The 14,486-nt window shown below is 47.2% G+C and carries 9 protein-coding genes; 8 read left to right on the top strand and 1 reads right to left on the bottom strand.

Annotation, left to right across the window (positions count from 1 at the left end):
• From cydB to EP58_RS01700, 8 genes are all read left to right on the top strand, one after another.
• Nucleotides 1–1,014: a cytochrome d ubiquinol oxidase subunit II gene (cydB, locus tag EP58_RS01735; RefSeq protein WP_036089295.1), complete on the top strand. Its 1,014-nt coding sequence runs from the start codon at nt 1–3 to the stop codon at nt 1,012–1,014.
• Entirely contained in the window at nt 1,014–2,729 is a 1,716-nt protein-coding gene (cydD, locus tag EP58_RS01730; RefSeq protein ID WP_036089289.1) for a thiol reductant ABC exporter subunit CydD, read from the top strand. The genes cydB and cydD overlap by 1 nt, the downstream gene beginning before the upstream one ends.
• Nucleotides 2,729–4,471 (top strand): thiol reductant ABC exporter subunit CydC, encoded by a 1,743-nt coding sequence (gene cydC / locus EP58_RS01725; protein ID WP_036089287.1) that lies wholly within the window; start codon nt 2,729–2,731, stop codon nt 4,469–4,471. Before cydD ends, cydC begins: the two co-directional genes overlap by 1 nt.
• A gap of 373 nt (nt 4,472–4,844) precedes the next feature.
• A complete protein-coding gene (locus EP58_RS01720) occupies nt 4,845–9,278 on the top strand; it encodes an LPXTG cell wall anchor domain-containing protein (RefSeq protein WP_036089285.1) in 4,434 nt (1,477 codons plus the stop codon).
• Between the two features lie 150 nt (nt 9,279–9,428).
• The gene (locus EP58_RS01715) at nt 9,429–10,415 is read left to right on the top strand and encodes an ROK family protein (RefSeq protein ID WP_036089283.1); all 987 of its coding nucleotides are present in this window, start codon (nt 9,429–9,431) and stop codon (nt 10,413–10,415) included.
• A gap of 12 nt (nt 10,416–10,427) precedes the next feature.
• The gene (locus EP58_RS01710) at nt 10,428–10,685 is read left to right on the top strand and encodes a hypothetical protein (protein WP_036089274.1); all 258 of its coding nucleotides are present in this window, start codon (nt 10,428–10,430) and stop codon (nt 10,683–10,685) included.
• Entirely contained in the window at nt 10,678–11,478 is an 801-nt protein-coding gene (locus EP58_RS01705) for an HAD family hydrolase (protein ID WP_036089273.1), read from the top strand. The genes EP58_RS01710 and EP58_RS01705 overlap by 8 nt, the downstream gene beginning before the upstream one ends.
• A gap of 23 nt (nt 11,479–11,501) precedes the next feature.
• On the top strand, nt 11,502–12,677 hold the full coding sequence (locus EP58_RS01700; protein WP_036089272.1) for an MFS transporter: 1,176 nt from the start codon (nt 11,502–11,504) through the stop codon (nt 12,675–12,677).
• A 54-nt stretch (nt 12,678–12,731) separates the two neighbouring features.
• On the opposite strand, the gene EP58_RS17410 is transcribed toward EP58_RS01700, so the two are convergent.
• The coding region (locus tag EP58_RS17410) for a toxin Cry1Ac domain D-VI-related protein (RefSeq protein ID WP_036089268.1) at nt 12,732–14,486 on the bottom strand (1,755 nt) is incomplete at its 5' end.

The raw sequence follows: 14,486 nt of genomic DNA, 5'->3' as shown, positions 1-14,486 counted from the left end.
ATGGAATTAAACGAACTGTGGTTCCTTTTAGTTGCTGTACTTTTCATCGGCTTTTTCTTCTTGGAAGGTTTTGACTTCGGGGTTGGGATGTCGACTCGTTTTGTGGCTCGGAATGATTTGGAGCGTCGTGTTTTAATCAATACGATTGGACCGTTCTGGGATGCGAATGAGGTTTGGTTGCTGACGGCTGGGGGCGCGATTTTTGCGGCGTTTCCTAACTGGTATGCGACGATGTTTAGTGGGTATTATATTCCACTTGTGTTCTTCTTGCTGGCGCTCATTGGCCGTGGTGTTTCGTTTGAATTCCGCGGGAAACATGATACAAAAGCTTGGGTGAAGACGTGGGATTGGGTTATTTTTATCGGTAGTATTTTGCCGCCGTTCTTGCTTGGCGTCTTGTTCTCGTCACTTGTTGCGGGGATGCCGATTAATAGTGAAATGAATATGAATGCTGGTTTCTTTGATTATATTACGCCGTTCTCGCTTATGGGTGGGGTGACGGTGACGCTGATTTGTTACTTCCACGGTTTGCTGTTTATTACGCTTCGTACGCATGATGATCTGCGTGAACGTGCGACTCGTATTGCCAAACGGATGTGGTTTGTAACGGTTCCTGTCCTTGCGATTTTCGTCGTGATGGCATTCTTCTACACGGATATTTTCCAAGCTCGTCCGATTTTGTTGCCGATTATGATTGGCGCGACGGTCGTGTTCTACGTAATCTCTGCGCTTGCTCTTTGGAAGGGCCGCGAAGGTTGGGCGTTTGCCTTTAGTGGACTTGGAATTGTTGGGACGATCGGTGCGATTTTTGCAGGATTATTCCCGCGTGTAATGATTAGTTCGACAAGCTCGTTGTATGATTTAACGATTCATAATGCAGCATCCGGCGATTATTCGCTAAAAGTAATGACAATCGTGGCTCTGACGCTTTTGCCGTTTGTACTAGGTTATCAAATCTGGAGCTATTATGTGTTCCGCAAGCGTGTATCCAGTAAGGAGAAAATGACGTACTGATGGGTAGAGATTTATTGAAATACCAAGGTATAAAACCGATCCTTGCCGTGCTAGCCGTCCTGACAATCGTTCAGGGCGCGGCTATCATTGCGATGGCGAAATACTTAGCAACTGCGATTACGACGCTGTTTCACGGGGATCCGTGGGGTGACGCGCTGTTCGATTTAGGCCTCTTTGCGGGGGCTTATCTCGTACGGCATTTTTTGAATGTATGGAAACGTAAAATTGTGTACGATTATGCTGCCAAAACGGGGACGGCAATGCGTGAGGCGTTGCTTTCGAAACTGTTTCTACTTGGGCCGCGTTTTACGAGTGCGGAGGGGACAGGGAAAGTTGTGACGATGGTCATGGAAGGTGTCGCGGATTTCCGTCGTTATTTGGAGCTGTTTTTGCCAAAATTGATGAATATGTCGATTATTCCGGCGATGATTTTAATCTACGTATTTATAGAAGATACGACGTCGGGCGTGATTCTGATTCTGACGTTGCCGATTTTGATTCTGTTTTTGGTGATGATTGGGCTGGCTACGAGGGCGCAGGCTGATCGTCAGTTTGAGACGCATCGGGTGTTGTCGAATCATTTCGTGGATTCGCTAAAAGGGCTCGAGACGTTGAAGTATCTGGGAATTAGTCGCTCGCATGAGGGGAATATTGCGAAGGTGAGTGAGGATTATCGGAAGGCGACGATGGGGACTTTGCGGATGGCGTTTTTGTCTTCGTTTGCGCTGGACTTCTTTACGATGCTTTCGGTCGCGACGGTGGCGGTGTTTCTGGGCTTAGGCTTGATTGAGTCCACGATGATTTTGCAGCCAGCACTCGCGATTCTGATTTTGGCGCCGGAGTACTTTTTGCCGGTTCGTGAGGTTGGCTCGGATTATCACGCGACGCTGGACGGACAAGAGGCTGGGCGCGTGATTCAGGAGATTATTGATAAGGATATGACGGAGGTCGCGACGGGTCAGGTTTTGGATTTTGATGCGAATACGTCGTTTGCTTTGGAAAATGTGACGGTGCAACATCAGCCGGATGCGAAGGCTTCGCTTGATGCGGCGAGTTTTACGGTGTCGGGTTTTGAAAAGATTGGGATTATTGGTGCGACGGGGGCTGGGAAGTCAACGATGATCGATGTTCTGAGTGGTTTTTTGGAGCCGACAGATGGTGCGTTTTTGTGGAATGGGGAGGAGCGTGTGGGGTTGCGTGATGCGGCTTGGCAGAGTCAGGTGACGTATATTCCGCAACATCCTTATTTGTTCCACGAGACGGTACGGGAAAATATTCGCTTTTATGCGCCGGATAGTGATGATGTCAAAGTGGAGCAGGCGGCGAATGCGGCAGGTTTGCGCGACTTGGTTGCGGAGCTTGACGCGGGTTATGATACGCTTGTTGGTGAGGCTGGGCGTGTGCTTAGTGGTGGCCAGGAGCAGCGGATTGCGATTGCGCGGGCTTTTCTTAGTGATCGCCGAATTGTGTTGATGGATGAGCCGACTGCGCATTTGGATATTGAGACGGAGTATGAGTTGAAGCAGCCGATGCTTGATTTGTTCGCGGATCGTCTTGTCTTTTTTGCGACGCATCGTTTGCATTGGATGCTTGAGATGGACCGGATTATCGTGTTGGATCATGGCGCGATTGTGGAAGTTGGTACGCACGCGGAATTACTCGCGAAAAATGGCTTTTATGCGAAGTTAATCAAAGCCCAATTGGAGGAGATCTGATGAGACAAAGTAGCTGGATTGGGCCTTATATTAAACAAAATCGGATGCTTTTCCTCTGGGTTATTTTGCTTGGTTTGCTCACCGTTTTTTCAACGGGGGCGTTGATGTTTACGTCGGGGTATTTGATTTCGACGGCGGCAACGATTCCGGAGACGATTTTATTGATTTATGTGCCGATCGTTGGGGTTCGGGCATTTGGAATTATGCGTGCGGTATCGCGGTATATTGAACGGCTGGCGAGTCATTCGCTCGTTCTGCGGATTTTGGCGAAGATGCGTGTGCGTTTGTACAGAATCATTGAACCGCAGGCGTTGTTGATGCGTTCGCGTTACCGGACGGGAGATATTTTGGGGCTTCTTTCGGATGATATTGAGCATTTGCAAAATTACTATTTGACGACGCTGTTGCCGAATATTGTGGCGATGGTTTTGTATGGCGGGATTGTGATTTCACTCGGCGTCTTTTCGATACCGTTTGCGATTTTATTTTTCGCGTATATTGCGCTTCTTGTGCTAGTGATGCCTTGGATTTCGTTACTTTACGCGCGCGGGAAAAATGCGTACATGAAGCAGGAGCGGAATAAGTTGTATCAAAAGTTCACGGATGCGGTGTTCGGGATTAGTGATTGGATGTTTAGTGGTCGTGAAAAAGGTTTTATCGCGGATTATGAGGCGGACGAGAAAGAGCTGTTGGCAGCGGAGACGAAGCAGGCGCGTTTTGCGACGTTGCGGGACTTTGTTGGGCAGCTGATTATTGGTGTCATGGTGCTTTCGATGGTGTATTGGACGAATCGGCAAGTCGTGGATGGCGCTTTTGAACCGACGTTTATTGCGGCGTTTGTGTTGGCGATTCTGGCATTGTCGGAGAGCTTTATTCCGGTGAGTAATGCGGTCAGTGATGGCTCGCTTTACAAGGATTCGATTGCGCGTTTGGAGGAAATCGAGGACGCGGAACTTCTGACTTGGGAAGAGGAAGGTGCACTTGAAAAAATCGCAATCGATACGGAAAACGTGACTTTGCGTACGGAAAAACTGACTTTTAGTTATGCGGAGTCGAAAGTGCCAGTTTTGCGTGCGTTGGATTTTGAGTTGAAGCAGGGCGAGAAGGTCGCGATTTTGGGCCGGAGTGGTACGGGGAAATCGACTTTTCTGAAATTAGTGCAGGGGGCTTTGGTGCCTACATCGGGTTCGGTTACGTTAAACGGGGATGATGTGGCGAGGCTCAGACCGCAGATTTCGGAGATGATTTCGATGTTGAACCAGAAGGCGCATTTGTTTAACACAACGGTGCTGAATAATATTCGGATGGGGAATCAGGATGCGACGGATGAGGAAGTGGCGGAGGTTGCGAAACAGGTGAAGCTGCACGACTTTATTATGAGCATGCCGGATGGGTATCATACGCAGATGACGGAGATGGGCGCGCGTTTTTCTGGTGGCGAACGTCAACGGATTGCGCTGGCTCGGATTTTGCTGCAGGATACGCCGATTGTTGTGCTAGATGAGCCGACTGTTGGACTTGATCCGATTACGGAGAAGGAATTGCTCGGCACGATTTTTGAGACGCTGCAAGGGAAGTCGCTCGTTTGGGTGACGCATCATCTTGTTGGTGTGGAGAAAATGGATCGGGTGTTGTTTTTGGAAAATGGCGATGTGATTATGGACGGAACGCATCAGGAATTGCTGCGGACGGAAGAGCGGTATCGTCATTTGTATGAATTGGATCGGCCAATCAAGCTGTGAAAAAAGTGATATAAAGTAATTTTTTTAACGTAGTAAAGACCTGTTTTTGTTGTTTTCGACAATAAAAGCAGGTTTTTCTTAGTTTTATAAAGAAATATGTGTTATTATTTACTTGCTGCGTAAAAAGTCACAATTTAGACACATTTAACTTTCGATACATATGCATCTTATCGAACAAAAAATAGTGCTTTTTTAATTGCGTTGGAAAGCTCGATTTGAGTGGACGGCGTTTTTATATGACACATCTTGAACAGGCTTATGGTTTATTGGACTCAGCAGAGAATTACCATAAAACTTAGGGGCCATCCTAGATTCAGCAACATGTTGTGCAGTGCGGGAACTGTGCAAATAAATGAAGAGGGGATATTTAGAGATGAAAAAGGCAGTAGTTTTTACGGTTTTGGTGATGTTAGTTATGTTTCAATTTGTGTCGGTTATTCCAGCGAGTGCGGATGGTGTCGCGGATGATTTTGTGAAGGATATTACAATTGAAAAGCAGGATGGAATTTCTGATGGCGATTTGAAGGTCGTGTATGCCTGGGAGTCTGGGATGGGCGTTGTGCAGGCTGGGACTGATACGGTCTTGGAGTTGCCTGAAAATCTAATTGCTGCAAAACAGGTAGTGGACTTGAAGGATGCGTCGGGGGGAGTTTACGGGAAAGCAACGTTGGACCCAGTTACCCGGAAAATGGAAATCAAGGTGGATACGGAGATTCCTCGTTCGGCGAGTGGGAATTTGTCGTTTTTGGCGAATGTGGAGAATAAAGAGGCTGACGTGAAGCTGGCGTTTGATATGGGGGCGAAGTCAAAAGAGGTAACGGTTCCGATGAAAGCTGCGCCAAAATTGAAAATGGGGAAAAAAGCAATTACCGGGTCTGTGCTTACGGACGTGGCGTTGACGGATAAGGATGGAAACGCTTTTACGGAGGGGAATCGGCCTACGGTGGATTCGGCGGCGAATATTTATTTTGAATGGGCGTTGTTGGATGAGTGGAACGTGCAAGGTGGCGATACGTACACGTTTCAATTACCTGATATTTTCAAATTGTACTCGAATGTGACGGGGTCGCTTGGGGATTATGGGACGTTTGTTGCTTATACGGACGGGACGGTGGTCATGACTTTTAATGAGAATGTTGCACTCGATTCGGGCGTGACTGGATCGCTGCAATTCAATACGAAGTTTGATTTGTCGAAAGTGGATACGTCGACTTCGCAAGTTGTGGAGTTCCCGGTGGAGGATTCGGATAGTTTGACGCTTCATTTTATGCCTGAAAATGGGAAGGATATAGATAAAACGGGCGTGGCGAATCGGGCGTTTAGTCCGGATGGTTTGAATTGGAAGATTCAGGTGAATGGGAAGCAGAACGTGATGCAGGACGCGGTTTTGAAGGATGCGATTCCGGATGGTTTGGTGCTTGATGCGGATAGTATTGAGGTTTATCGTTTGGATGTGTTTATGGATGGGAGTTCGAAGGTTGGCGAGCTTGCGGATGCTTCGGAGTATACGATTGTGAACACGGATGATGGATCGCTTGAGATTCGGTTTGCGGATGGATCGACTGCTGCGTATGAAGTGCGATACAAGACGGCGATTGAGGATATGAGCAAGGTTGATTTTACGAATGTGGCGACTTTTGAAAATGGTGGGAAGACAGTGACGGATTCGGCGACGGTTCCGATTAAGCGCGGGGAGCATTTGAATAAGCGTGGTACGTTCGATCCGAAGACGCAGCGTGTGAAGTGGACGATTGAGTATAATTTTGATGGGATGAGTGTGGCGCAGCAGGATGCGGTTTTGCATGATTTGTTTGATGGGACGCATAGTCTTGTGGACGGCTCGATTGTTGTGAAGCATGTGAGTATTGATACGGACGGGAACGCGGTTGCCGGGGATGTGGTTCCTGCTGAGGATTATGTGGTGACGCCGGTTGTGAATGGGACGCAAAATGGGTTTGATTTGCAGTTTAATGACGGGGTACAGACGGCTTATGTGATTACGTATGAGACGGAAATGACGGACGCGAATGCGGATTTGACGACGGTTGTGAACGAGGTAGAAACACCGAATGCACCGCCTAAGAAAACGACGGTAAGCGTTGTGGCGCATAGTATTACGAAGCAATTGGTGGATGCGGATTATAGTTCAAAAACGATGAAGTGGGAGCAGCATATCAATGTGCATAATTATGCGATGGATAATGCGGTGATTCGGGATACTTTTGCTTCGGGTGGTTTGACTTTATTGCCGGAAACGTTGAAGTTGGTCGATGGTGAAAAAGTGTTGACGGAGGGCGTGGATTATACACTGAGCTCGCATGCGGGCGGTTTTGAAATCGCGCTGATTGGGGATTACGCGAGTCAGATGACGCATGAGCTTGTTTTGACGTACGCGACTTCTTTTCAATTTGAGGATATTCAAAATGGCTCGGTTTTTAAAAATGATACGAAATTAGAGTGGAATTTGGGCAGTGGGAAGAAATCGAGTACGGATTCGGTGACGGTTGACCCGGGGTATTATACGCAGAAAAATGGCTTTAAATTGGGGTCTTATGATGCGTTAAGCAAGGAGATTACGTGGACGGTTGGCTTTAATTTTAACTTGTTGACGATTGAAAAACCGATTTTGAAGGATGTTGTTCCGGATGAGCAGAAGCTGTTGCCGGAGACGGTGGAAGTGCATAAGATGGCGCTTGGCAAGGACCCGTATAGTTATTCGGATGGTGGTATAGTCGATGCGGATGCTTACACGCTTGATACGAGTGATAATACGGTGACAGTGACTTTCAAAAACGAGATTTCTGAGGCGTATTATGTGACTTTTAAGACGAGTATTGCGGATGGAAAAATTTTGCCGGTGTATGAGAATTCGGCGACTTTGGCTGATGGAGATCAGGTTTTGACGAAGGTGGATGGTTTTGTTACGATTCCGCATGGTGGGAATTATGTTAGCAAAAATGGCGTGCAAGATGGCGATAATATGCGCTGGGACGTGACGATTAATGCTGGGCAGTCGGTGATTCATAATGCAAAAGTGGTCGATACGCCGAGTAATAATCAGATTTTACTGCCGGAAACGATTCATTTGTATCACACGGAAATGGCGGCGAATGGGAGTTTTGTGAAGGGCTCGGAGCTCGTTCAAGGTGAGGATTATGAGCTGGTTGTGCATCGGGATAGTGTGACGGGGGAGCAGTCGTTTGAGATTGTTTTTGCGGATACGATTTCGACGGCTTACTTGCTGAGTTACGAGACGTTTATTGATGCGGCGGACATGGAAGTGGTCAGCAACGGGATTCATTTGACGGGATCTAATTTGACGACGGAGCAAACGACGACTTCGGCGGACGTGATTGTTAGGACATCGGATGGATCAGGTGGCGCTTCGGGTGGACGCGGGATGTTGACGGTGCATAAGGTGGATCAGGCGACTTCGGAAAAATTGGCGGGCGCGGAGTTTGGCTTGTATAGCAAGGATGGGTCGGTACTTTTACGGACGGCGACATCAGATGAGTTTGGAGTCTTGACTTTTGCGTCGATTCGTTACGGGGAGTATGTCGTGAAGGAATTGACGGCGCCGACGGGGTATTTCAAATCAGAGAGCTCGGAGGCCGGGATTGTCGTTAAGATGGACGCGGCGAATAAAGATGTGACGGTTGTGAATGAGGCTTTTGTCGGTGAGGCGCGGCTCGTGAAGTATGAGAAAGGCACGACGGAACGCTTGGGGGGCGCGACTTTTAGCTTGATGAAGGGCGAGGAAGTCGTGTTGACGGATTTGAAAACAGATGAAAACGGTGAAATCGTAGTGCGTGATTTGGAGCCGGGAGATTATAGTTTTGTAGAGACGATGGCACCGGATGGCTATAAAATCAATGAGGAACCGCAGTACTTCACGATTGGTGAGAAGCAGAACGCGCTGGTAAATGTGGTCGTGGAGGATGAATTGATTCTCGGAACGTTGGTTATTACGAAGCAAGACCAGACGTCAAAAATGCCACTTTCGGGTGCGATGTTTGATTTGGTGGACAAGGATGGAAACGTTGTGGAAGCTGGACTCATCAGTGATTTTGAAGGGAAGATTGTGATTGATAATTTGCCGCTCGGGGAGTATAAACTTGTGGAAACGCAGGCGCCGACGGATTATCAATTGGACGCGACGGAGATTCCGATTGTGATTTCAAAAGCGACGGGGGATCAGAATGTGTATTACCAAACGGTGGATAATACACTGATAAAAGGTGGCGTTGTTTTGACGAAAATGGATAGCGTGGATGCCGCGAAACATTTGGCGGGGGCCGTTTTTGATTTGATGGATAGTGATGGGAATGTGATTCAGGCGAATTTGGTGACGGATGATTTGGGACAGATTGTTGTTGCGGATTTGGAGCCGGGGGATTATCAGTTTGTGGAAACTGCGGCGCCAGAGGGGTATAAGTTAGACGCGACACCGATTCCGTTTTCGATCGTGAAGTCGCAGCAAGAGTTTGTGCATGTTGGGGTGAGCAATGTGATTTTGGATACGCCAGAGGAATTGCCGGAACCACCGACACCGGTCACGCCAGAGGAACCAGGAACACCAGTGAAGCCGGATCAAGAAGTGGTTCCGCCGAGTGATGAGTCACCAGAAACGGCAATTCGTGTCACACCAGAAAAAGTTACGCGAAATCAGATGGCGCAACCTATGACTCAAAAAATGACAGCGCATCGTTTGCCGAAAACTGGCGATACAGAAAATCAGACGCTAATCTGGATTGGTGGAGTTTTTATTTTGATGAGTGGTATTTATTTAAGCAAGCGTAGAAAATAATAGTGAATGGTGCTCTCGCGCATGACAGGTCGGTTTCCTGAAGTGCGCGGGAGCTTTTTTGTGAAGAAAGGCTTTACATTTCCGGTTAATTTTTATATAATTAAGGTACTTAATTAAGTCTTTTAAATATATTCCGGAGCGGTGAAATAAATGGAAAATAAGCATGTGGTGAAAGCGGCAAATTTGAATAGAATTCGGCGTATTTTGTTCAAATATGGCTCGGCGACGAAAGCGAAATTGGCGAGCGAGTCGGATATAAGTACGGTTACGGTGAATGGTCTCGTTAAGGAGCTTGTGGAGGCGGGCGAGTTTATCGGTGGGGAATTGATTCACCCTAAAATCGGGCGTCCGTCTGTGCATTATCATTTCAACTATAATTTTGAGCATTACGCGCTCCTTTCGATTCAAGAAACGGCCGGGAAATTACATATTGTGGCGCGAATTGTGAATATGCGTGGGGATGTAAAGCTGGCGAAGGATTATCCAATGGAAAATGTGAAAATTGACGCGGTTGTTGATGCTGCCACGGAAATTTTGGCGGAGGAAATTGCGATTTCTGGCATTGCGATCTCGATTCCTGGCAAAACGGTAGGTTCCAAAATCGCGGTTAGTTGGCATAATGCGCTCAACGGCTGGGATTTGGAAGCGGAAATTGGGAATCGTTTTGGCATTCCGGTTCATGTGGAAAATGACGCGAATTTGGCGACGATCGGTTATTGCAAGGCGATGAAAATCCCGGAATCGGATTATGTTGTTGGGATTTATTATTTGCCGATGAGTATGCCTGGCGCGAGTCTTTTTCACAATAATCAGCTTTTCAGAGGGCAGAATGGTTTGGCGGGGGAAGCCCGGTATTTGCCGCAGTTGATTGGTCAGGATTGTGCGAGCTCGTTTGCGGAATCGGTGCAGAATTTGTTGGAGATAATCGGGATTTATAACAGTCTTTTGGCACCGCATACGTTTGTGATTCACATGACGGGTTTGAGTCAGTCGGAGCTTATGACGCGGATTTCGGAGGATGGAATTTTGCAGGGACAGCCGAATGAGGCGCAATTTTTCTGTGCTGATTCGTTTGATGAGGATGTGATGGCGGGCTTGCAGTGGCTGGCGATGTCGGATTTGGCTTATCTTACTTGAGGAGTGTTGGCGATGAGGGGATTGCTGAGAGTGGAGAAACAGGAGTATCGGCGGGAATATGATGTGGGATATCGGTTGTCGCAGAACAGTTTGTATATGATGGCGCTTCATCAGGATGACGTCACGATAATTCCGATTCGAAAAATTTTGGCGACGTGTGAGCTGGATAATCGCGCTGGGATGCGGTTTCACGATGCGGGTTTTACGTATTGGATTCAAAATGAGGCATTGGTTGAAAAATTATGGGAAGTGGTGAAAACGGATGATTAAATTAGTGATTACGGATATGGATGGGACGTTTTTGGATAGTAAGGGTGCGTTTAATCGGAAGTTTTATCAGGAAGTGAAGGAATTGATGGCCCGAAAAAATGTGGCGTTTGCGGCTTGTACTGGGAAGCAATGTGACCGCGTGGAGGAAATGTTTGGACCGGCAGACACGAAGGATTTGTGGATTTTGGGGGATAGTGCGGCGCGGATTAAGCGGAACGGGGAGTTTGTTTATGAGTCGCTGATTCAAAATAAATTGGGGCTTGAGATGATTGCAAAATTGGAGGCATATCGTCTGGATTATGTGATTATTGCTTGTACTTCGGCGGGCGCGATTGTGAAGGATACGGTGCCGGATGAGATTTTTAATCGGATGAAGCATTCGTATTCGGAATTGCGTCGGGTTGCGGATTTTAACGAGATTGATGTTGATTTTGTGAAGATTTCCATTTATGATGTGAAAGAGGATAGTTTTCAGACGCGGACGCAGTTGGAGGACTTTTTTGATAAGGCGTATATCGTGGCGTCGGAAGGGGCTTGGATTGATATTTCGGATGTTGGCGTTCACAAGGGGACGACGGTGGCGAGATTGCAGGAGATTCTGGGCGTGACGCATGATGAGACGATGGTTTTCGGCGATGGGCTGAATGATTTGGAGCTGATGGAGGCTGGGCTTTATAGTTTTGCGATGCGGAATGGTTTTCCGGAAACGAAGGCAGCGGCGAATTTTATCGCGCGGTCGAACGATGAGGACGGCGTATTGTGGACGATTAAGCAGATTTTGACACTGCAGTAAATGGGATAGAAAAGGGAGTTTTTATGGAGAAAAAGTGGTATTATGCGATTTTGATAATTTTTACGACGTGTGGATTTAGTTTTTCGAGTTGGATTTCGCGAACGCCGGAATTGCGGGACGCGTTGCATGCGACGACGGGGACAATGGGGGTTATTTTGCTCGGGTTGTCGATGGGATCGATTCTCGGATTGGTGTTGGCTAACTTTTTTGTGCGGGCACGGGGCGGAAGATTTGCGATTATGACGAGTGCATTTTTCATGTTTAGCGGGTTTATCGCGCTTTCGATCGGTGCGCTTGTCGCAAGCCAAATCGTGGTTTTCGCAGCGCTCTTCATTTTTGGAATGGGCGCGGGGATGTGCAATGTCGCGATGAACTTGGAAGGAACGGAGATCGAGTACCGGATCAAAAAGACGATTTTGCCAGTGTTGCACGCGATGTTTAGTATTGGGACGTTGGCGGGCGCTGGAGTCGGGGCGATTTGTATCAAATTGGACATCTCGGTCAGCTGGCATTTGACGGTCGTGGCGTGTTTGTTATTCGCGACGCTGATGATTTCGACGCGGTTCGTGCCGGCGGGAATTGGTAAAGATTCGGAAGCGGATAAGATGGCGAGTATCGAGGAAAAGACTGCGGATCGGCGTTTGTGGCTGAATAAACGGACGGTGGCGCTGGCGATTATGGCGTTGTGTCTCGCGTTCGTGGAAGGATCGGCGAATGATTGGATTCCGCTCGCGATGGTGGATGGCTATGATGTTTCGCATAGTTTTAGTACGATTATTTACGGGGTTTTCCTGACCGGAATGATTAGTGGGCGGTCGGTGAGTGGGCGTCTGATTGATACGTATGGCCGCGTGTTGCTGCTCCGCATTGCGGTGGTTCTCGCTGCAATCGGTCTACTTCTAGTCATCTTGAAAATTTCCATCGTGCTCTGCGTCATCGCGATTTTCTTATGGGGACTTGGCGCTTCGCTCGGATTCCCGATGACGATTTCAGCGGCTGGAGATGAGAGTGAGTTCGCGGTTCGGCGTGTTAGTTTGGTGACGCTGGCTGGATATAGCGCATCGCTTGCAGGGCCGCCGTTGCTGGGATTCCTAGCGAATCATTTCGGCTTGCTTAACGCGTTTATTTTCGTGCTTATCGCGATTTGTGTGGCGGGATTATTTACGAGTAATGTGGCGAAGGTTCGGCAGGCATCATAAAAATACCCCGATTTCTCTGAGTTTCAATGAGAAATCGGGGTATTTTTGTCTAGATTATTGAACAATTTGTGTGGAAGTGTAAAGAATGTTACCAGCTGTGTCTAATGCTTTTACTTCAAAAGTAGTACCGGCGATACGTAGAGCTGGGACATCGTAGATATATACTTTGTAGTCTGTGCCAGTGACTGCACCATAGCGGACAAATTTACCGTCTACATAGAGTGCGATCATGTGAACATCGCCAGTGACTGTACCTGTGTTGTAAGTCGAAAGTGTTGTTGTTTCATTCGGTAAGACGTTGCCTTTTACTGTTTTCGATTTGACATCGGATGAAGCGCGTTCGCCTTCGTTGCCAAGGTTATCGACAGCGACTACTTCGAATGTTTGACCTTCTGTTTTCATTAGAGCGACATCAGATGCATAGATTTTGAATGTGTCACCTGTAACAGCGCCGTAGCGGACGAATTGACCGTCGATGTAAAGCGCGATTTTCTTCGCTTCAGAGGAGACTGTACCTGTGATGTAGCTTGTGCCTTTGAAATAGTCGTCAATCATTGGTTTTGCAATTTTCTTAGGTGCTACTTTTGCGGAAACTACAGAGTTTGATTTAAGACCGATTGTTCCGTCTGTTGCGATTGGAGCGACTTCGAAGGCTTGTCCAGTGACCTGTAGTTCGGGTGCTGTGCTAGCATAGATTTGATACGTGCCATTGCTTGCAGCAGCTGTGCGGATAAGTTTACCATCCACATAGATACCGACTTTAGTTACGCCTGTTTTCGTTGTTCCTGTGATATAGTTGCCGCCGATAGTGTAAGTGTCGATTGTAACTTCACCGAGTGCGAGTTGGCGTTGGGCTTTGTTGACTGCTTGTTGTAGCTCGCTTTTCTTGGCTGGATCAATCACAGAATTGACGAGTTGTTGAGCAGCATCGATGGCAGCTTGGTCCGTCGTGTTTTTGATAGTGCCTTTCGTATCGTCGTTGTTGAATAGTGCTTTGACTGTACTTTCAGCTTGTAGAGCGGCATTTTGTGCATCAAGGATACTTTGAGCTTTTGCGATGTCTTGTTCTAAAGTAGCTTTAACAGTTGGGTCAGTGACTGTATTTACAAGAGATTTCGCGTCATCAATGGTGCTTTGACTAGTTGTGTTTTTGATAGTGTCGCTTGAAGTGTCATCATTTGTGAAAAGTTCTTTGACAGCTTTAGAAGCGGCATCTTGACGGTCTTTTTCTGCTTGAATAGCGGCGTTTTTAGCATCAAGTAAATTTTGAGCTTTTGTAATGTCTTGTTGTAGAGCAGCTTTTACAGTAGGGTCGGTGACTTTGTCTACTAATGCTTTTGCAGCGTCGATGGCTGTTTGGTCTGTTAAGTTTTTGATGCTGTTGCTAGAAGTATCGTCGTTCGTGAATAACTCTTTGACAGCTTTAGAAGCAGCATCTTGGCGGTCTTTTTCTGCTTGAATAGCGGCATTTTTAGCGTCAAGTAAATTTTGAGCTTTTGTGATGTCTTGTTCTAGAGCAGTTTTGACAGTAGGATCAGTGACTTTGTCTACCAAAGCTTTTGCAGCGTCGATGGCTGTTTGGTCTGTTAAGTTTTTGATGCTGTTGCTAGAAGTATCGTCGTTCGTGAATAATTCTTTGACAGCTTTAGAAGCAGCATCTTGGCGGTCTTTTTCTGCTTGAATAGCGGCATTTTTAGCATCAAGTAAATTTTGAGCTTTTGTGATGTCTTGTTCTAGAGCAGTTTTGACAGTAGGATCAGTGACTTTGTCTACCAAAGCTTTTGCAGCGTCGATGGCTGTTTGGTCTGT

The sequence above is a fragment of the Paenilisteria newyorkensis genome, from assembly GCF_000766145.1.
Classification (GTDB): domain Bacteria; phylum Bacillota; class Bacilli; order Lactobacillales; family Listeriaceae; genus Listeria_A; species Listeria_A newyorkensis.
Note: the sequence above shows the minus strand (reverse complement) of the source record. Positions and strands in the feature narration are given on the sequence as shown.